Origin of the sequence: Pseudomonas sp. ZY71 (assembly GCF_036542145.1) — a bacterium.
Taxonomy (GTDB): domain Bacteria; phylum Pseudomonadota; class Gammaproteobacteria; order Pseudomonadales; family Pseudomonadaceae; genus Aquipseudomonas; species Aquipseudomonas koreensis_A.
Genome location: NZ_CP144274.1, coordinates 1,695,394 through 1,715,670, shown reverse-complemented (window position 1 = coordinate 1,715,670; position 20,277 = coordinate 1,695,394). Strand labels below are relative to the sequence as shown.

12 protein-coding genes are annotated in these 20,277 nt (G+C 57.4%); 6 read left to right on the top strand and 6 right to left on the bottom strand.

What is annotated here, in order from left to right; genetic code table 11:
* The first annotated feature begins 36 nt into the window (after window positions 1-36).
* Window positions 37-2,226 carry a patatin-like phospholipase family protein gene (locus VY732_RS07565; protein WP_123594734.1) on the top strand — a complete coding sequence of 730 codons (2,190 nt, stop codon included), beginning with the start codon at window positions 37-39 and terminating at the stop codon, window positions 2,224-2,226.
* A gap of 119 nt (window positions 2,227-2,345) precedes the next feature.
* On the opposite strand, the gene VY732_RS07560 is transcribed toward VY732_RS07565, so the two are convergent.
* The 3 genes from VY732_RS07560 to recQ all read right to left on the bottom strand — a co-directional run bounded on the left by VY732_RS07560 (window position 2,346) and on the right by recQ (window position 7,421).
* Complete coding sequence (locus VY732_RS07560) at window positions 2,346-4,124, bottom strand: FimV/HubP family polar landmark protein (protein ID WP_331695120.1); 1,779 nt, start codon at window positions 4,122-4,124, stop codon at window positions 2,346-2,348.
* 127 nt (window positions 4,125-4,251) lie between these two features.
* On the bottom strand, window positions 4,252-4,686 hold the full coding sequence (locus tag VY732_RS07555; protein ID WP_007919713.1) for a MarR family transcriptional regulator: 435 nt from the start codon (window positions 4,684-4,686) through the stop codon (window positions 4,252-4,254).
* Between the two features lie 605 nt (window positions 4,687-5,291).
* Window positions 5,292-7,421, bottom strand: a complete 2,130-nt coding sequence (gene recQ / locus VY732_RS07550) for a DNA helicase RecQ (protein WP_077571601.1) — start codon at window positions 7,419-7,421, stop codon at window positions 5,292-5,294.
* A 396-nt stretch (window positions 7,422-7,817) separates the two neighbouring features.
* Between recQ and VY732_RS07545 the strand changes: the two genes are divergently transcribed.
* The 5 genes from VY732_RS07545 (at window position 7,818) to VY732_RS07525 (ending at window position 13,577) form a co-directional block, all read left to right on the top strand.
* Complete coding sequence (locus VY732_RS07545; protein WP_122593282.1) at window positions 7,818-8,405, top strand: UPF0149 family protein; 588 nt, start codon at window positions 7,818-7,820, stop codon at window positions 8,403-8,405.
* A 10-nt stretch (window positions 8,406-8,415) separates the two neighbouring features.
* The gene (locus VY732_RS07540) at window positions 8,416-8,811 is read left to right on the top strand and encodes a YbaN family protein (protein WP_077571600.1); all 396 of its coding nucleotides are present in this window, start codon (window positions 8,416-8,418) and stop codon (window positions 8,809-8,811) included.
* A gap of 248 nt (window positions 8,812-9,059) precedes the next feature.
* On the top strand, window positions 9,060-10,991 hold the full coding sequence (locus tag VY732_RS07535) for a hypothetical protein (RefSeq protein WP_331695119.1): 1,932 nt from the start codon (window positions 9,060-9,062) through the stop codon (window positions 10,989-10,991).
* Window positions 10,988-13,180 (top strand): hypothetical protein, encoded by a 2,193-nt coding sequence (locus VY732_RS07530; RefSeq protein ID WP_331695118.1) that lies wholly within the window; start codon window positions 10,988-10,990, stop codon window positions 13,178-13,180. Before VY732_RS07535 ends, VY732_RS07530 begins: the two co-directional genes overlap by 4 nt.
* On the top strand, window positions 13,125-13,577 hold the full coding sequence (locus VY732_RS07525; protein WP_331695117.1) for an Ig-like domain-containing protein: 453 nt from the start codon (window positions 13,125-13,127) through the stop codon (window positions 13,575-13,577). The genes VY732_RS07530 and VY732_RS07525 overlap by 56 nt, the downstream gene beginning before the upstream one ends.
* A 61-nt stretch (window positions 13,578-13,638) precedes the next feature.
* Here VY732_RS07525 and VY732_RS07520 read toward each other — a convergent pair whose 3' ends face one another.
* The 3 genes from VY732_RS07520 to VY732_RS07510 all read right to left on the bottom strand — a co-directional run bounded on the left by VY732_RS07520 (window position 13,639) and on the right by VY732_RS07510 (window position 20,181).
* Window positions 13,639-15,924, bottom strand: coding sequence for an autotransporter outer membrane beta-barrel domain-containing protein (locus tag VY732_RS07520; protein ID WP_331695116.1), 2,286 nt, complete (start codon window positions 15,922-15,924; stop codon window positions 13,639-13,641).
* A gap of 224 nt (window positions 15,925-16,148) precedes the next feature.
* Window positions 16,149-18,080 carry a hypothetical protein gene (locus VY732_RS07515; protein WP_331695115.1) on the bottom strand — a complete coding sequence of 644 codons (1,932 nt, stop codon included), beginning with the start codon at window positions 18,078-18,080 and terminating at the stop codon, window positions 16,149-16,151.
* Between the two features lie 130 nt (window positions 18,081-18,210).
* Window positions 18,211-20,181, bottom strand: coding sequence for a hypothetical protein (locus tag VY732_RS07510; RefSeq protein WP_331695114.1), 1,971 nt, complete (start codon window positions 20,179-20,181; stop codon window positions 18,211-18,213).
* Between the last annotated feature and the right edge of the window lie 96 nt (window positions 20,182-20,277).

The window sequence follows — 20,277 nt, the reverse complement described above, 5'->3', positions numbered from 1 at the left end:
TAATAGCCGGCTTTAACGCTTGCCCCGAGACTCACAATGCGCCGTCTGCTGTTCTGCCTGCTGCTTGGTTTCCTTCCTCTGCTTGTCCATGCCAGTGAGGCGTCACGACCGAAAGTCGGCCTGGTGCTGTCCGGCGGTGCCGCGCGCGGGCTGGCGCATATCGGCGTGCTCAAGGCGCTGGAAGAGCAAGGCATCAAGATCGATGCGATCGCCGGCACCAGCATGGGCGCGGTGGTCGGTGGCCTGTACGCCTCGGGTTACAAGATCGATGAGCTGGAAAAACTCGCGCTGAACATCGACTGGCAAGCCGCGCTGTCCGACGCCCCACCGCGTGAAGACGTGCCGTTTCGGCGCAAACAGGATGACCGCGATTTTCTGGTGAAACAGAAACTCAGCTTTCGCGACGACGGCAGTCTCGGCCTGCCACTGGGCGTGATTCAGGGGCAGAACCTCGCGCTGCTGCTGGAAAGCCTGCTGGCCCACACCAGCGACACCCGCGACTTCGACAAACTGCCGATCCCGTTCCGCGCCGTCGCCACCGACATTTCCAATGGCGAAAAAGTGGTGTTTCGCAAAGGTCATTTGCCTCAGGTGATCCGCGCCAGCATGTCGATCCCGGCGGTGTTCGCCCCGGTCGAACTCGACGGCCGGCTGCTGGTGGACGGCGGCATGACCGACAACATTCCCCTCGATGTCGCGCGGGAAATGGGCGTCGACGTGGCCATCGTCGTCGATATCGGCACACCGCTGCGTAATCGCAAGCAACTGACCACCGTGGTCGATGTGCTGAACCAGTCGATCACCCTGATGACCCGCAGTAACTCCGAAGAACAACTGGCCGCGCTGAAATCCTCCGACGTACTGATTCAGCCCGCGCTGGCAGCGTTCGGTGTCACCGATTTCGGCAAGGCTCAGGAGATGATCGACGCCGGTTACCGCGCAACCCGCATCCTCGACGCGCGCCTCGCGCAGCTCAAACCCGTCGAGTCTCAGGACGCCGAGCTGAACGCCGCGCGCTCACCGGGGCAGCGTACGCCGGTCATCACCGCGATCCGCGTCGAGAACGACTCGAAGGTCGACGACGATATCATTCGCTATTACATCCGCCAGCACATCGGCGAACCGCTGGATCTGGGGCGTTTGCATTCGGACATGGGCACTTTGTATGGCCTCGACTACTTCGAGCAGGTGCAATACCGCGTGGTGCACAAGGGCCAGGATCACACACTGGTGATCAGTGCTCGGGGCAAGCGCAGCGGCACCGATTACTTACGGGTTGGCCTCAACCTGTCGGATGACATGCGCGGCGACAGCGCCTTCAACCTCGGCGCCAGCTACCGCATCAACGGCATCAACCGCCTCGGCGCGGAATGGCTGACCCGTGCGCAGATTGGCGACAAACAAGAGCTGTACACCGAGTTCTATCAACCGCTGGACGTCGGTTCGCGTTACTTCGTCGCGCCATACGCCTCGTTCGAAGCGCAGAACGTTGAAGCGGTGCTCGACAACGACCCGATCGCGCAGTATCGCGTCGAGCGCTACGGTTTCGGCCTCAACTTCGGTCGACAGATCGGCAACAACGGCGAAGTGCGTTTCGGCGTCGGCGAGGCCTGGGGCAAGGCCGATGTGCGGATTGGCGATCAGGACCTGCCGAGTGAAAACTTCAACGAAGGCTTCTACGCGCTGAAGTATTCGTACGACTCGCTGGATAACGTGTATTTCCCTCACGAAGGCAAGGACGTCAGCCTGACATTGATGCAGTTCGAACCGGGGCTGGGGTCGGACACGCGTTATCGACAGTGGGATCTGAAAATCGATAAAGCCATGAGCCATGGCCCGGATACGCTGATTCTCGGCGGGCGCTACGGGCGCACGCTGAACGACGCCAACGTGGTGACATCGAGTTTCCTGCTCGGCGGTGCGCGGCAGCTCTCGGGTTTCCGTGAAGACGCGATTTCCGGACAGAACATCAGCCTGATGCGCGCGGTGTATTACCGCCGGTTGACGCCGCGATCGTATCTGCCGCTGGATTTCCCGCTGTACGCCGGCGCCTCGCTGGAGCGTGGACGGGCTTGGAACAACGACAATGAGTTCGACAGTGGCTACATCAACGCCGCGAGCGTGTTTATCGGTTTTGACACGCCGCTGGGGCCGTTGAATTTCAGTTATGGGCTGAATGATGCGAATGAGCAGGCGGTTTATCTGAATCTGGGGCAGACCTTCTGATCACGGCGCCTGACAATCCGCTATCGCGAGCAGGCTCACTCCTACATTGGAATGCGTTCCCCTGTAGGAGTGAGCCTGCTCGCGATAGCGGCATAAAATACACCGCAAAACCATCGGGTTCAGCGAATCCCCGCCAACAACGTCCGCGCCGTTTGCTTCAACGGCTCATCCCCTTCCTTGAGCAATTCATTGAGCAACGCAATCGCACTGTCGATATCGCCGTCATCAATGCACGTCTGCGCCTGTTCGAGCTTGCCGGAATTTTCGTCGTGGACTGGCTCTGGTGTCTGCAAATCCAGTGGTTGCAGCGCCAGTGATGGCTCGGGATCAGCAAACTCATTGAGAAAATCCTCATCCAGCGGCTCGGCGTCCGATTCAGGGATCCACTCGAGTTCGGCGACTTCGCTGGACTCGGGCAATTCGAAATCCTGAGGCAGGACTTGCAGCCCGGAGCCGAGCGCCGAGGTGTCTGTCTGTGGCTCATCGGAAGTCGGGCGACTGTCTTCCAGATCCCAATTGGAATCCATCGACAACTCGCCCAGATTCAGCTCGAAATCATCTTCAGGTGCCGGTTGGGCAGCGACCAGCGGGGCTGCTGCAATAATCGGCGGCACCGCGACCAACGGTGCCGCAACCGCCAGTTTCGGGTGCCGCGCGCGAACATCCTGCAACGGCTGGGCATCCACGCCCTGCTCACGCAAATGGCTTTCCTGTTGCTCAAACGCGGCGCTGTCACCTTGGCGCCCCAGCACTTCAAGCAACTGCAATCCGATATCGCTGCGCTCCGGCTGCTTGTGCAAGGCATCGCGCAGCAAACCCGCCGCTTCGCCCAGTCGACCATAGGCCAGATAGATCCCCACCGCCTCCAGCACATCGCCAGCCGCCGGCTCTTCCCGGTGTTCGGCTGAAGCGTGGGATCTGACGGGATCGGCGTTCTCTGCCTGAGCGACGTCCACCTCATTGCCTTGCGGCAACTGGGGCAGCGGCTCGGCCACTTGCTGCTGTTGCTGCCGTCGACGGTGTAGCAACAACCCGACCAACGCCCCCGACAACAGCAACAGGCCGCCGAGCAATGGCCAGTTCAAACCGTCATCGCTGGATTCGGCTGACGCCACAGCCGGCGCAGGAGTCGATACCGGTGCCGGGGTCACCACGGTCGGTGGCGGCGTTTTCTGCATCTCGACCAAGCGTGCTTGCAGGTCACTGATCTGCTTTTTGCCGTCGGCAATCTGCACATCCTGTGTCTGCAGTTTTGCGTTCAGTTCATCGATGGTCTTCTGCTGTTGCTGATTGAGCAGAGCACTGGCCGCCAATTGTTCGGCCAGTGCATCGTTGGCGGGCGAAGTTGTCGGCGTCGGCGCTGGCACGGTATCGCGCTTGGCTTGAGGCGCCTGTGGTGCCGCCACGACAGGCTCAACAGTGGGAAACGCGGAGGATTGCGCACGCGGATCCGGCTCATCGGTGGCCGGCACGATACCCTGCGAACCGGGCGGATCGATCAACACCGTGTACTCACGCAGCAACCGGCCGTTGGGCTGATCGAGCTGCACAAGAAAATTCAGAAAGGGTTCGTTGACCGGTTTGCTGGAGGTCACCCGGATCATCTGACGATTGCCATGCAGGATCGGGACGAATTTGAGGTCATTGAGGAAGAACACCCGCTCGACGCCGGCCTCGGCGAATTCATCCACCGTGGCCAGACGCACCGCCAGATCGTTTTGCGTCAGCCCGCCGACATCGACCAAAGCGATGTCAGCCTTGAGCGGCTGATTGAGGCCGGAATGAACAGTGATGTCACCCAGCCCCAAGGCCATCGACCAGGCCGAATAGCTGAAAACACCGGCGACCAGCAGCCATTTGGCGCCACCGCGCAGTACCACGTGCCGACTTGCGAGCATGAGCATCCCTTAAATAAGCAAAACCGACTTCTATGCGTTCGCACATCCGGTACGAACACGATATTGCCCAGTAGTTCTTATAGTCGGCTCAGCGTGATCTCTCAAAGATACGGCACGTGGATGTGCCTCAAGATTTTTCCAGGTTGGCCAGAATGTGCCCGTGAACCCGCATGCACACCTTCAAATCCGCCTCGTCGACACCTTCGAACAACTCGTGACGCAGTTGTGTGGCAATGGTTTCGATTTGCTCGATCAGCGGCAGGGCCGGTGCGCAGAGGACGATTTTTTTCGCCCGACGGTCTTCCATCACGGACTGGCGTTGCACCAGACCCTGGCTTTCCAGACTATCGAGCAAGCGCGCAAGGGTCGGACCTTCGACGCCGACGCTCTGCGCCAGCTCACGTTGGGTCGGCGCTTCTTCAAAGCGCGCCAGATGCAGCAGCACCAGCCAGCGCGCCTGGGACAGCCCCAGCCCGGCCAGTCGGCGATCCAGTTCGGCACGCCAGCCACGGGACATCTGGGCCAGTTGCATGCCAAAGCGGTGTTGATCGGTTAACGGCATAAAACACTCACGGTTAGACTGAAAATAAAGAAAATCTAATTATTAGCCAGCTAAGCATGAGCTGCAGTTATAGGCAAGTGGCGGTCTGTACTGAATCGTTACATCTCGAGGCCCCCCTCACCCTAGCCCTCTCCCAGAGGGAGAGGGGACTGAATGGGGGATGCGTTAGATATTCAGCGACCTGGGAGTGCTTTGCTGAATCCAGAATGGGACGGCCCTCACCCTAGCCCTCTCCCAGAGGGAGAGGGAACTGAATGGGGGATGCTTTAGATATTCAGCGACTTGGGAGTGCTTTGCTGAATCCAGAATTGGATGACCCTCACCCTAGCCCTCTCCCAAAGGGAGAGGGGACTGAATGGGGGATGCTTTAGATATTCAGCGACTTGGGAGTGCTTTGCTGAATCCAGAATTGGCAGGCCCTCACCCTAGCCCTCTCCCAGAGGGAGAAGGGACTGAATGGGGGGATGCTCGGGATATTCAGCGACTTGAACGTGCTTTGGTGAATCCATAATCGACTCGGGTTCTCAGGTCGATGTATAGCGCAAGACACCTCGGTCGGCCCCCTCTCCCTCTGGGAGAGGGCTGGGGTGAGGGTAGGCCGCCAATTACATCTCGAATTCCGACTGCAATGCAGCCCGCACGCAATACAGCACGCCTTCCGGCACCCGCCCGGCAAACAGCTCGGCCACTTCGGCGACCGAAGGCAACTCGCCTTCGCCATCAAGGAACGCGTCCTGCACTTCACCCATCAACTCTTCAGGCAAATCCAGCGCCTGTTCCAGCGACAACTGCTGCTTGCCGATCGCCTCGGCGAGCATGGTGTAGACGTTCTTTTCCGAGCACTGCAACTGACCGGCGATCTGCAGCGGTGTCATGCCCGCACGGGCCAAAGTGATCAACTCGTGGCGCACGTCGGCTACCGCTTTCGGCGCCTCGACCTCGCCGCCGAGCACTTCGAGGAAGGCATCGCCATAGCGTTCCAGCTTGCGCGCGCCAACGCCGCTGACCCGGGCCATCTCCGCCAGCGAGGTTGGCTGGCTGCGGAGCATTTCCAGCAGCGTCGAGTCGGGGAAGATGACGTACGGTGGCACACCATGCTCTTCGGCCAGTTTGCGGCGCAGCGCGCGCAGGGCTTCCCACTGTTCGCGCTCTTCGCCACGCACCAGTTGGCTGGCCGGGCTCTTGCTGGCGGTTTTGGCGGTGACCTGCGGTTTGAGATCGCGGCGCAGTTCCAGCGTGACCTCGCCCTTGAGCAATGGCCGGCAACTGTCATTCAGACGCAAACCGCCATAGCCTTCGTGGTCAACATCCGCCAGACCGCGCGCGACCAATTGACGGAACAGCGAGCGCCATTCGCTTTCGCTCAATGCTTTGCCGACGCCGTACACCGACAGGTGTTGATGGCCGAAACTGCGGACTTTTTCGTTTTCCTTGCCCAGCAGCACATCGACCAGATGGCCGACGCCATAACGCTGACCGGTACGGAAAATCGCTGACAATGCCTGACGTGCAGGTTCGGTAGCGTCCCAGGTCTGCACGCCGTCGACGCAGTTGTCGCAATGGCCGCACGGCTCAGGCATGTCTTCATCGAAGTACGCCAGCAGGGTCTGACGACGGCAACGGGTTTCTTCGCACAGCGACAGCATGGCGTCGAGCTTGTGCTGCTCCAGACGCTTGTGCCGCTCGTCGCCTTCGGAGTTCTGCAGCATCTGCTTGAGCATCACCACGTCTTGCAGACCGTAGGCCATCCACGCATCCGCCGGCAGCCCGTCACGGCCGCCGCGCCCGGTTTCCTGGTAATACGCCTCAAGGGATTTCGGCAGATCGAGGTGCGCGACAAAACGTACGTTGGGCTTGTCGATGCCCATGCCGAAGGCCACCGTGGCGACCATGATCAGGCCTTCCTCGTTGAGGAAGCGCTTCTGGTTGAAGGCACGCAGATCGTTGGGCAGACCGGCGTGATACGGCAGCGCGGGGAAACCCTGCTCGCTCAGAAACGTTGCAACTTCTTCGACTTTCTTGCGCGACAGGCAATAGACGATGCCGGCATCGCTGCGCCGCTCGGCCAAAAACGCCAGCAACTGCTTGCGTGGCTGCTCTTTGGGCACGATGCGGTAAAAGATGTTCGGACGGTCGAAGCTCGACAGGAAGCGCTCGGCATTCTGCAGATGCAGGCGGGTGACGATTTCTTCGCGGGTACGCTTGTCGGCGGTGGCGGTCAGGGCGATGCGCGGTACGTCGGGGAACAGCTCGGCCAACTGGCCCAGTTGCAGGTATTCCGGACGGAAGTCGTGGCCCCACTGCGACACGCAGTGCGCTTCGTCGATGGCGAACAGGGCGATGTTCAGACCTTGCAGGAACGACAGCATGCGCGGCTGCACCAGGCGCTCGGGCGCCAGATACAACATCTTCACTTCGCCACGCTTGATCCGTGCGGCGAGGTCGCGCTGTTGTTCGGCGCTCAGGGTGGAGTTCAGCGCGGCAGCGGCCACACCCAGCTCTTCGAGGGTAGCGACCTGATCGTCCATCAGTGCGATCAGCGGCGAGACCACCACTGCGAGGCCATCGCGCAGCAGCGCCGGCACCTGAAAGCACAGGGACTTGCCGCCACCGGTAGGCATCAGCACCAGCGCATCACCGCCACTGGCCACGCGCTCAATGATTGCACCCTGACGGCCACGGAAACTGTCGTAGCCGAAGATGTCCTTGAGGACGCGTTGAGCCTGTTCGAGCATAAAAACTCCAAAAATCTACCGATACATCCCTGCGCAGGCTGGTTCAGAACAGCCGGGGCTGCTTAAACAAAACGTAAGAACGCATTACGTGACACGCGTAATGCGGGCAGGGATCGCAAAACGCGGCAGTATACCCGAGGCCTCCCCTGCGCAGGGTGCCGCTGATAAGACACTGATAAACCTGCCACACACAAAACCCTGTGGGAGCGAGCCTGCTCGCGAATACGCTGGGTCAGTCAAGACAAAGCTGCCTGATACGCCGCTTTCGCGAGCAGGCTCGCTCCCACAGGATTTGTATGCAGCCCGGCAATTGCGGCAAATCTGCCATGCGGCTGGCTTGAGCGCGCAAGAAGGCCTAGAATTCCCGCATTGTTTATTCCCCAAGGTAGCCCCGTAATGTCCTTCGCTGAGCAACTGACCCGCCTGCAAGTTTTCCTCGACGCCGACGAGCTGCATGACGAGGCGCTGGATTACGTGGCCGCTCACGGCTACCTCACCGCGCTGTCGATCTGCGCTGAAGACGTACCGGAGCGTGAGTGGATCGACGCCCTGTTCGCCGAAGAGCCGCATTACAGCGACGAAGCCCAGCGTGCCGAAATCGAAGCCACGCTGATCGGCCTCAAAGCCCACATCGCTCGTCAACTGGCCTCGGATGAAGAGTTCGAGCTGCCATGCGAACTGGACCTGGGCGAAGAGCCGGACGATTCCGAACTGCGCGGCTGGTGCATCGGTTTCATGGAAGGCGTGTTCCTGCGCGAAGCCGCCTGGTTCGAAACCGCTGAAGAAGAAGTCAGCGAAATGTTGCTGCCGATCATGGTCGGTTCGGGCCTGTTCGACGAACAGCCTGAGTTCGAAGACATCGCCAAGGACGCCAACCTGATGGACGACATGATCGTACAGATCCCGGAAGCCCTGACCGCGCTGTACCTGTTGTGCCAGGCGCCCGACGAAAAACCGGCGATCCTCAAGCCACGTCACCACTAAGATCCGGCCTATGGACAACCCCATAGGCAACCGCCCCCTGATGTTGCGCTACTTCCTGCTGGCCGTCGGCTGGCTCAGCGTGGCATTGGGGGTGATCGGGATTTTCCTGCCCGTCCTGCCCACCACCCCTTTCCTTCTGCTCGCCGCAGCCTGCTTCGCGCGCAGCTCTCCGCGTTTCTATCAATGGCTGGTCGAGCATCCACGACTCGGGCCATGGATCCGCGATTACCTCGATGGCAACGGCATTCCGCTCAAGGGCAAGGTCTACGCGATCGGGCTGATGTGGGCGAGCATTCTGTTCTCGTGTTACCTGGTGCCACTGCCGTGGGCGCGGGGGTTCATGTTGACCAGCGCGGTGTTGGTGACGGTTTATATCGTGCGGCAAAAGACACTTCGCAAGCCTTGAACGCCGCTGAATGGCGAGCGGAAAACGGCGCCTGGTTGATACCACTCGTCTGATTCCCATGCGCACCTGTCAGATCTGACAGGTGCGCAAATCGATCTACACAGGTTCAATCACTCCATCAACCGACTGGAGTGCATTTCCATGTTCGCCAACGCCCCCGAGCCTGAAAGCGCTCTGATCCTCACTGAGCCTGACTTCAGCGGTCGTCGCCACGCGACGCCTGAATTCCCTTCAAGAGGACTTGCCTGATGCCTTCTCACAAGAATTTCCGCTTCCCTGCCCTCACGGAAAGCAACGCAACACTGGCACTGCGTCCCCTGCTGATTCCAGGAATGCACGAGCCGGTGCAGGATGGCGATGGCGGTATCAATATCCAGACCGCCACCAGCGACCCTAAAGGCTTGCAGTGTGTCATCAATCCTTATGGGCACCCCATGAGCGAGGGTGACAAACTCGAGATTTATTACGATACCGAAATTGTGCTCGAACGATGGGTGACGGCCGACGAGGTCAACCAACGGGTGTTCTTTTACCTACCGACGCCTGTCGAGTCTGGCTGGATTGAAAACTGCCACTATGTGCTGACCCGCGTGGGCACAACTGTACCCGACCCGCCCTCGGCGGCCTTGCGGATATGGGTCAAGCTTTACAAGCCGGGAAATCGTGACAAAGAACCGCATTTGCCCGATGGCCACTCAGAGCTGAACATCGTGCAACTGCCGCCCGAACTGGTCGAACAGGGCGTGATAGACGCCGAATGGGCCAAAAAAGGTGTGCTGGCCACAATCCCTCATTATGTGTTTTGCACGCGTAACGATCAGGTCCGCTTAAAGCTGGGCGACTATTCGCTTCCTGCGCACCCCATCACGCAGGCGCAAGCCGACGGCCAGCAACCGATCGAGATCCTCATTGATCAGGACGCCATCCTCGGTGCCGGCGACGGTCTCAGACGGGAAATCAAGTACGACATCAATGACGAAGTCTGGAACTGGGCCGACCGTCACTCCAAACGCACCTACATCGACGTGGATGCGGGCGGCGGGCGCTTGGAGGCCCCCATCATCAAGGAAGCCGTCAACGGCGTCATTACCATCAGGAATTTGAACAAACTGCCGGTGACGATCCAGATCCATGTCAGCAGCCAGTACTTCGCTGTGGGCGACAGCGTGAAAATGACCTTCATCGGCACGCCGCCCAATAACGGTGAGCCGATCATCTGCAGCGAATCCCGCGACATTGAAAACGTCCCCTCAGTGTTGGAAATCGAAGTGCCCTATGCGTTGATCAGGGCCATCGCCCGGGGTCGCGCCGATGCGTCGTATATCCTCTACAGAAAGGCCGGTGGCGACCCGCTGTCTTCCAAGCGCGCTCTTGCCAGGGTAGACGGCGACGTCAACATCCTCCCGGAGCCGAGCATTCGAGAATTGATAGGCGACACCCTCGAACCGGACGTGCTCTATGCCACTGTCGACGTACGCTACACCATGAAAAATGGCGACTTGATCTGCCTGCTATGGTGCGGCATCAAGTCCAATGGTGATGACTATCTGCATGAAGTTCCGCATATCGTCAGTGACAACGAAGAGAAGGAAGGCCTGGTCACGTTCTACATCGATTCCCAGCACATCAGTGTGCTGGATAACGGCACGCTCGACCTGTCTTATGTGGTCGCGAACGATGCACCCGGCCTCCTCGACATCCGGGAATCCGAACGGCTGCTGGCCAAGGTCGAGAAGATCCGGGCGACGCTGCCCAAACCTGTCGTCGAGGAGGCCGATCCGCCGGGGGATGTACTGGACCCGTCGAAGGTGTTCGATATTGTCCATGTACTGATCGCCGCAGCGAAGACCCTCAAGGATGATGTACTGACTTATTACTGGCGCAGTCTCAATCCTTTTGCCAGTACCAGCGACTGGCTGCCCATCACCACAGTAACTGCTGGTCAACCGGTACGTTTTCGGGTGGATGCAGAGTTTGTGGCGAACAATATCGGCCAATACGTGAAAGTGCGCTACGTGTTATTGCGTGCCTCGAACAAACAGTACGAGTACTCGGACACGCTCAATTTGCTCATAGGCGAACTCGTCGGCGAGTTGCCGCCGCCCGAGGTGGTACAGGCACCCGACAAGACGCTCAACCCAATGGATGGGTTGAATGGCGTAGACATCAACACCAGTTGAACCCGGACCGGGACACGATCCGTTTAAAGTTGTTAGGAACGCCCGGCGCAGGCACCTCTGATGATCTGGAGTTGCCGGGCAGTCACACTGGCACCGTTCAATTCCATTTACCACCTTCGGTGGTTGGCGCCAATATTGCGAAAACGGTGTCGGTTGAATACGACGTAACCCGCTATACCCTCACAACGCCCTCAAAAATGCTCGACCTGTATGTTTCAGGCTTCCAGGACCCCGAAAACGAACTGCCCCACCCGCATGTGCCTCAGGCACAGAACAACATCCTGGATCTGATGACCTTAAGCGGCGATGCAAAAGCTGTCCTCGCTATTTGGCCCTACATTGCACTGAAACAGCGCCTCTGGTTCTACCTTATAGGACAAACAAGTTCAGGCGCGTCCCATACGATCCCGCTGATCCGCGGCGAGGAAATAACCCCGACCCAAGTCAGCAGCGGACTCAACGAAAGCTTGCTCAGAAGCGAACTGATGAAACTGGGCCACTCCACGCCCGCCAATGTGATTTGCAAAGTGGCATTCGATGGCAGTGAAAAGGAGAACACTGCCTGCTTATTCCCACAGCTGCCCTTGACCATCAGAACCCGCTACGACTACGTGCAACCGGTCATCACCGGTGTGACGGATTCACGGGGCGAGGTGGCAGAGGACGGTAAAACCCGCGACGAAAAAGTCACCGTCACCGGCTCGGCCACGCGCGGCGAAACGGTCGAGCTGTTCGATGGAACGACGATATCAATGGGCACGGCGCTAGTGGGCGCCGACAGCAACTGGAGCCGCGAGATCGGCCCATTGACCGAGAAGTCTTACCGCATCAGCGCAAAGGCTCTTTATGACGCCGACCCGGTGTCCAGCCAGCCCAGAACGTTCACCGTCAAATTCGCCCAGACCCCGGAAATTCTCTCGGTTACTGACTCGCGAGGAACCGTCGCTGAAGGGGCGACCACCTATGACAACAGCGTCCTGGTGGCTGGCAGCGCGACGCCAAACCTGCAGATTCAGTTACAGGAGAATAATCAGCCAGGCCCAACCCTTGATGTCGATGACAAGGGCAACTGGAACCACCGCTTCAACAACCTCAAAGTGCAGCCCTACAGCATCGTTGCCAAGGCTTTATACGATATCGATCCCGCGCTGAGCCCGCCGCGAACATTCAACGTGGCACAAGCGGTTACGCCGACGATTTCCAGGGTCAGTGATATCCGCGGTGAAATCGCCCCCAATGGCACCACTTACTACCGGACCGTCACCCTGACGGGCAAGGCCAGTCCGAATGAAAAGATTATTCTGCGCAACGCCGACACGGCCATCGATACGATAGATGTCACCGACAGCGGCGATTGGCAATACGTTTTGAATAACCTGAGCCCGTCGACCACTTACTACCTCACCGCGCTGGGCGACTATGGCAGCAATCCAGAGTCCAGCCCGCCCAGAGTCTTTTCTGTTGCAGCCTTTGTTTCACCGACGATTACCACGGTCACAGACTCGATCGGCGCGGTGGGGCCGAATGAAACGACTTATGACAACGCGGTCACCGTCAAAGGCGAAGCCACCCCGCGCGAGCAGATCCAGATGTACAACAAAGGCACTGCCGTCGGTTCGCCGGTCAACGTCAATGCCGATAAACAATGGACGGCGTCTGTCACTGGTTTGACGATCGGCGACCAAAGCCTCAAGGCCCGGGCCTTGTATGCCGCGGTTCCGGTGGAAAGCCCGGCGCGAGACTTCAAAGTCGCCGCGCACATCGCGCCGACGTTGACGTCTGTGCATGACGGCATCAGTGAAATCGGCAATGGCGGGCAAACCAAAAGCACTTCGGTAACCCTGCGCGGTACGGTCACCCCGAATCGTCAGGTCCAGATTTACGACAACAACAACCCAAAGCACACAGTAACTGCCAACGGAAACAACTGGAGTGCGACGCTATCGGTAGCTCTGCACGGCCATGTGGTTAAAGTAAAAGCACTCAGCACCGGACAGGATTCCAATAGCCGGAACTTCACTGTGATCTCGCCGATTCCGCCGTTGAATTTCAATACGGCCAGCGTGACATTGAGTGGCAGGTGTTACCTCATTACCAGCTGGGCTGCATATCCAAATTTTGGTCCGGGCACATATGTACAGCACACGGCAAACGGCGGCGTCCCCCCCCTATCGTTACTCGTCGAGTAACAACAATGTCGCTGCAGTAGAAGACGCTTCAGGGTTGGTGACTGTCAGAGGTAATGGGGTCGCAACGATCACTGTCATAGACAACGCAAGCCAGTCCAAGGGCTACAACGTTCATGTCACAGGGGTGAAATTCGTTGTGGGACTGGACGGTGGAACCTGGAACACCATCAGAGACAGGGCAGCAGCCCGAGGAAAGCGATTGCCGTCAATGGGTGAGTTGCGGGAAATCCATAACGCTTGGGGTGGCCGTTGGCCGATGGGGAACTATTGGTACTGGGCCGCTGACTCCGCAGGTGGCTGGCCATGGGCCCGGTACTGGTTCAAAAATCTGGTCAATGGAGAAGAAGGGCACCACCAGTTCAATGGATCATGCCTGGGAGTTGGCATTGACCCTTAGAAATGAAAAACGCCTCACAAATCGTGAGGCGCATTCATCAGGGAGCACCCTGATGGCTTTTTTACCAAAAGTACCGCAACCCCAGATTCACCCCGTAAGGCTGTTCAATATGCTTCCCCTTGGCATAATCCAGGTCGAAGTGCATCTGCCACCGCTGGGACATCGCCACCGCCACGCCCGCACCAAACTCAGCCCGGGAACCTGACAGGTCATTATTGAACACGTTGTTGTTGACCTTCACTTCGTTGTTCGACGCGAACTCATGAGCAACCGCCGCGCGCACATAAGGCTGGGCGGCTGCGCCGTTAGCGAAACCGAAGTTACGCCCGAATGTAGCACCGGCCTTGCCGAGCAGTGAGCGCATGCGATCGCCGTCGGCGTCCATGTCGTTGTCCAGCGTGTAGTGTTGGCCCTGGATCTGCACCGCCGACAGTTGCGCGAACGGTTCGAAGAAGTAGTCGTTGGCCAGTTTGATATGCCGACCGAACTCGGCGGAACCGCCTACACCCCAGTTGTCGTAATCGCCTTTGGTGCGGCTGCCATCGCTCAGGTTGACCTTGGACTCGTTGCGAAAGCGGTTGAACTTGAGCACGCCGTCAAAGTAATTACCGGTATCACTGTCGAGCCAGGTGACATAAGGCCCGACGTAGTAACTTTTCACCGTTCCCGACGTACCGCGATTGAGGTCCAGATCGGACTCGCTCGTGCCGGCGAGCACCCCGACCAGCACCTGGCTTTCGCCCACCCGGGCATCGGCGCCAAGGGACAAACCCTGTTGCGTCTGCTGATAACCCACGCCCGAGCCATCGGCAACGTTGTACTTGTTACCGTAGGTGCGGATCCAGCCGCCGGCCTGGCCACCGTTGAAACGCAATTCGCCCATGCGGCTGCGCAACGAACTCAACTCGCCATACCACACGGTCGGGGCTGTGTTGAACAAGGCCAGTACCGAGCGCGCGCCGGGGCTGATGACTTCGGTGGTCGGGTCGAGAAACCACTCCTTCGCGCCTCCCTCGATTTCCCGACTGGCCAGGCCGTAGGACCACGTGCCGACATCCACTCTCTGATCGCCGGCCAGCGCAAAATTCGCTCCATCGGTTGTGCCAGTACGCACCAGCGTCAATTGCTGAGGCGACGCCGCATCCAGCCCCGAAGCCTGCACAGCGAGATCGAACTGCCCCTCTGATTGACCAAGAACATTGAGGAAATCCCTCTGCCCGTTGGCAAAATCACCTTTCATCTCAAACGTGCCGGTACCGGCGAGTGAGCCGACCGTCAGTTCAAAGTACGTCGCGGGTGCCTGCGCTGCGCCGAAAATAACCCGACCGCCCTCCAGGCGCATTGCGCCAACAAAGTCATCGCCAGTCAGGGTCCAGTTTGAATTGTCATTGATGTTGACGCTGGCGACCTTGTCCAGGCGACCGGTGAATTGCGACTGGTTCTGCAGGGTGACGTTGGCCGTCGAGCCGTCCTCAACCAGCATGTCTCCGGTCATATGGCCTCGGTCGAAAATGAAGTCAGCCGTGCTGGCACCCGTCACTGAAAAGTTGCCAATCAACGTACTGTTGCCAACCTTTACAGCGGCGGTCGAAGCCTCTTGAACCGCCAGCAATTGATTAGCGCTACCTTGCAAAGTGGAGTTGTTCAGCACCTCGATGATGACGTTTGCACCACCGGCAACCTCTATCGCCGGCCCATTGCGCCCCTCTACACTGGCACCGTCCAGTACCAGCGTATTGCTGCCTGAAACGGACGAGTCATTGACCATCCGCACACCCGCCCGGTCGCCGCTGATACGAGTACCGTTTGTAGCGTGCACTTCACCGCCGATCATATTCAGGCCGACACTGCCCGCGGCCTGTCCCGTCACTTCACTGTCGATCAGTGTCAGGTTGCTTAACGCGGTTATCTGTATCCCGGCTTCGCCCCCCCTGAATTGACTGTCAGTCGCGGTGACAGTCGACCCTTGCGTCGAAGAGAAAGACCGATTGACCATCATTGCTATCGAGTCGCTGGTGACATCGGCCTGCACAAGATTGCCTCGACTGGCCGTGATGGAAATCCCCTCAATGCCACTTTCAGCATTCACTGTGGCGCCATTGATGTTCAGCGTCGATCCGGAAATTACATTCAGGGTATGAGTCATGGCCTGGGCAAGATTCAGTACTCCGTTATTGCGCACCAGGTAATCAGTGGGCGGCACTGTCGAGTCCACATCCAGCGTACTGTTATCGACGATGACCGCGAACGCGGGTGAACCCAACAAAAAAAATGCCGGTATCGCTACCAGCATTCGAAAGCTTCCGGTGGAAGTGATTCTGCAAAATGAAAAGACTTCGGGTTTCATGATTGACTATCCTTCGATTAATTAACTCCGGCAAATTTGTTTACCCGCCAGACAATTCAGCGTCGAACGATACCGGTTGCCACAACCCAACCAACGTAGGATTTTTCTGAAGTTCACAGGGTAAAAGTCCTTAAAAAAATAGTAACCATTTTCCACTGGCTACTCGTTACATATTTAAAAAGGAAGGTACATGCAGTACCTTCCCTTGCGACTTCAGCACCTTCTTAAGGCAGGGGGCATGAACCACCCGCCGGATCAACCATATAAACCCTTACCACATGTTCTGCAGACGGTGTGTCGCGCCCATCAATAACAGCCGAGTAGCTTATGCCTCCCCACGCGTTTTCCGTGGTCAGGATCGCCGGATCATAGGGAACCTTTACAATGAACCCGGCGGTTGCTTCCTGACTGGAGGGGGTGTAGGTAACTTTGGCTTCGGTACCGGGTTTAGTTGTGCTTCCGTTGTCACTGTAGCCTTGATAAGTGAACGTCAATTCCTGATTTGCCAATTGAGGCTCGCCCCCCGCGACCAACACTTCGACTACAACGCCGGCAACGCTATCCCTTCGCAAAGACAAGCAATTCAGCAAGCCGAAGTCGTCATCGAGGTGTTGGAACTTCACCTCCGGGACGACTCCGTCACGAATGAGTACATCAACATCCGTCGCCGTCGAAACATCCACGTTATCGTTTACATCGTGGCCGATTACATAATGGGCCTTGATCGGATTACCGTTACCTGCGTCCTCGAAAACCTTCCATAGAACAGTCCATTCCAATTCGGCTGGAGGCGTAGCACCGATTTTTACAATCCCGCCGTCTGCCTCGCTTACAGGCTCACCTTTCCAGTGAAGTTGTGCCTCGTCATTCTCCTTGGCCCCGGTATAGATCGTAGCCGTTACAATTACCGGGCCAGTGTTATCAGCCTCCCTCAACTGATTGGGAGCCCCGCCATCGTCGCCTTGTACTGACACTGTTGGCAGATCAGGGTTAGGGTTGCCTGGCTTGTCGGGATCTATTGGCGCGCCTGGCTTGCGCAAATCCACGCTAATGTTGTTCAGCTCGACCGGAACAAGAGGATGAGCGACACCCTTGCGCCGTATCTGATAACTGCCTGTAACAGTCTTCAGGCCGGCATTGCCGTTGAAGACATTGCGGAAGGGCACATCGACATAAACAGGAAACCCGGGAATCGTGATAGCCGACTGTAACTGGCCATCCCAAGTGACTTCCAACTGATCGCCATCAATGAAGTTGGTGTATTTATCTTTAATCCCGACGCCAATCGGCTGCTGAGCATCTTCCAGATCAATCAGGTTGTCGCTATACAGGGGAATATCCAGCGGCAGCAAATCTGCAGGAGGATCTGTCAGCGTGACGTTCAAGCGTTTATAAGGTGAATGAAGGCTTTTATTGCCCTTGCGATCCGTCACCTGCCAATAAATAGTCGTTCGTCCCTCTTTATCGTCCAGCATTGCCGCGGTCAGTCGAAATTCCAGAGGCGTAGTCAGATCCGTACGCGTAATGGATCCAATCAACGTCGGCAAAGGCACGGAAGTGCCAATAAAACAATCAACCACATCATTGAGCATGTGGCCGGCATATTCCTGAACAGTTATCAGCACATGACCATTATCGTCGAGATATTTTTTAGTGATACCGTCACGCTCTACTTCGGGTGGAACAATGACCTCTGTTATCGGCAGCGGCGGACTTCTGTCAACATTAATCTCCACGGGTGTTACGACACCGATGTTCCCGCCTTGGCTGAGGTAGTAGCTCAATTCATGTTTACCCTCTTTGTCGGTCAAGTTGGCCGGCAGCGTCATAGGGATCAAGAGAATGGCAGAGTCAAGAGGCGTGTTGTAGCTATATCGCGTTCCTGGCAACCTCGTACCATTCCACATCAAATCAATAAGCCCCGGCACGGAGGGTGTATCACCTGCTCGTGGAGGCCGAGGCACATTCACTTTCAATTCCAGGCCCTGTAATGAAAGCGGAACCTGATTCTTGCCATCACCCACTTGATCCGGCAGCAAGGGATTATCAGGGTGTATTTGAAGGGGCTCTGCATCCATCTGCGGGGCTGCAAAGCGGATTCTCTTGTAATCCAGTCGACTTTGCTGTGCAGAGGTGAGTTTTTTATAAACGGTCATTTTATCGCTCCTGGAGAGGACGCCCACGCATACGCAACCACGCAGGCATACGTTTGGCACTGGTTAAACTTCTTGTCACTGAAAGGCATTACTTGAGTCAGACACGAGAAACGTGAAATTCAGGAACTGCTTATTTCAACAAGCCTGGCAACTTTGCAGACAAGTGTTCTGCAAACTTTTGACCCCATCCGGAATTCTCGCAGGGCGAACCGCAGTAATCCTCGCCCTCCTTATCGGAGCAGACAATACCGCTGGGCAGGGTTCTATTAATAATGACGAATTCCTCTTTTGAACTGCCCACGCCGCCCTTGGCTTTCTTAAGTGTGTAATGACACAGTGCAGAGCCGTTATCCACCATAGGGGCAATCAAACGTTCAAAGTCCGCGACATGCACTTCAAAACCATCACGCGCTTGCGCGTCACTCAATATCGTGGGGAACTTGTCTGTCACTCCGGGAATAGGTTCAGAACCATTCAGTCCTTTACATCCTTGCCAACGCAGAGTCACTTCATCATCTTTGTCGAAGGCAGCATTCCCATCGATTTTCACCCAGACCCCTTTCCACAGTCGCGGACATGCACAACAGTCAAGAACACCATTTTTGTTCGCATGTGGAAAGGATGGCTCCTTCAGGTTTTCGATCACCACAATCGATACATTGACTGATGTTGTCAGAGCCTGTTGCAGATTGACGTTGTTGCTGGTCGTGTAATAGACCGGTAATGCAGGGTTCTCCCGGTCCTGGTCAATGATCGACCAAGGAATGGTGAACGGCACTTGCTTACCGGCTACATCACCGGGCTGGACGATATATTGTGCTGCAGGGGTGGCGATTGCTCCCCAGAACAGTCTGATTGTCTGCCCGGCAAGTGGCGCATCAAACAGCGCGAGAATCCCTTCGGCAGGCTCGCCAAAATCATCCGACGTCAGCGTGTTGAGGCGTTTCGAATTGACGCCGTATATTTCTACTTTTGCCAGATCAGGGTTGAGTAATGCCGGAGCATTGGCGTGGTCCTGCCCTGCGAGGGTCAGATCCACGGGGACCCGGGTTCCCAGAGAAGGTTGTGTGGTGCCTGAAGGACGTCGCACTTTGTAAGTCACCGACGCCGTCAAGGGCCCCAGCCCCTTAGCTGTCAGGGCTGACCAAGGCACTGGCACGACCACGGGAAAGCGGGAAGGATCAACCGGCACCGGCGCTAGCAGTGTGTCATACCAGTCGAGCAGAATTTCGTTGTTACTGTCTGCATTGTCATAACGATCGATTTCTACCGTCACGGCACCCTGAGCCACCGCACCTTCACGGGCATGCTGGCGGTCAATCAACCCTCGGTCCGACAACGGCACGCGAGGCGGCTTGAGATTTCCGGGCGCCGCGTTCAGATCGACCAACAGTTGCAACAGTTCTGATCTGGGGCCTTTATTACCCGCCCAGTCTCGTAGACGGTAGTAGATATAACGGGGCCCCTCACCCCGATCACGAATGTCCTGTTCGCGCATGGTGATAAACAGTTCATCAAGGTCAATGTCTGTCTGACTGAATTCCTGTTCATCAATCTCGGTTTCCGAGTCGGAAGGTTTATCCGTATCGGTCCAGAAATAAATGGCTCTGTCCCGGGCTTGTATTCCCACATAACTGCGCACTTGAAAACGAACCTGTCCATGTTCCTTCAAGTAGTCGTCGGTGATAGCGCCGACGACATCGAGCATTTCCAGCAAGGCGGGTTCCTGACCATCATCCGGGGCCACCCTGTCCACAGTAATACGTTTTTTTTCGGACTCAGCAGGGTTGCCCCCCTGGATCAGGATGTAAGACAGGTCGTAGATGCCATTGTCCAGATAGTCCCTGGGGACTGATACATACTTGTCCCCAGGTTCGATGGGAAAAGGGAACTTAAATTCATTGACTTCGCGAAAGGCATCCCCAAGAGGGCGAAATCCCACTTTGACAATGTCCGGCCCGAGATCAGGATCGGTCGTGAAGCTCCACGCTGGAACAATCAACTGCAGATCACGGTTCAACTCCGTACGCGGCAACAGTCCGTCGGGACTTTCTGCACCGTGTTCGTCCTTGAGAATGACCGGCACTTGCGGAACCGGCAAAGCGGTGACTCCTGATGGTTGCGGATTTGCACTGTGCGGGCCTTGTGTGTGTTCCGGGGGCTGCATGGAGGACGCTCCGCGACAATTAACCAAACG

Excerpts from the sequence above, each read along its gene's own strand:
- VY732_RS07565 (WP_123594734.1), top strand. The coding sequence starts at position 37 with ATGCGCCGTCTGCTGTTCTGCCTGCTGCTTGGTTTCCTTCCTCTGCTT.
- VY732_RS07560 (WP_331695120.1), bottom strand. The coding sequence starts at position 4,124 with ATGCTCGCAAGTCGGCACGTGGTACTGCGCGGTGGCGCCAAATGGCTG.
- VY732_RS07555 (WP_007919713.1), bottom strand. The coding sequence starts at position 4,686 with ATGCCGTTAACCGATCAACACCGCTTTGGCATGCAACTGGCCCAGATG.
- recQ (WP_077571601.1), bottom strand. The coding sequence starts at position 7,421 with ATGCTCGAACAGGCTCAACGCGTCCTCAAGGACATCTTCGGCTACGAC.
- VY732_RS07545 (WP_122593282.1), top strand. The coding sequence starts at position 7,818 with ATGTCCTTCGCTGAGCAACTGACCCGCCTGCAAGTTTTCCTCGACGCC.
- VY732_RS07540 (WP_077571600.1), top strand. The coding sequence starts at position 8,416 with ATGGACAACCCCATAGGCAACCGCCCCCTGATGTTGCGCTACTTCCTG.
- VY732_RS07535 (WP_331695119.1), top strand. The coding sequence starts at position 9,060 with ATGCCTTCTCACAAGAATTTCCGCTTCCCTGCCCTCACGGAAAGCAAC.
- VY732_RS07525 (WP_331695117.1), top strand. The coding sequence starts at position 13,125 with ATGTACAGCACACGGCAAACGGCGGCGTCCCCCCCCTATCGTTACTCG.
- VY732_RS07520 (WP_331695116.1), bottom strand. The coding sequence starts at position 15,924 with ATGAAACCCGAAGTCTTTTCATTTTGCAGAATCACTTCCACCGGAAGC.
- VY732_RS07515 (WP_331695115.1), bottom strand. The coding sequence starts at position 18,080 with ATGACCGTTTATAAAAAACTCACCTCTGCACAGCAAAGTCGACTGGAT.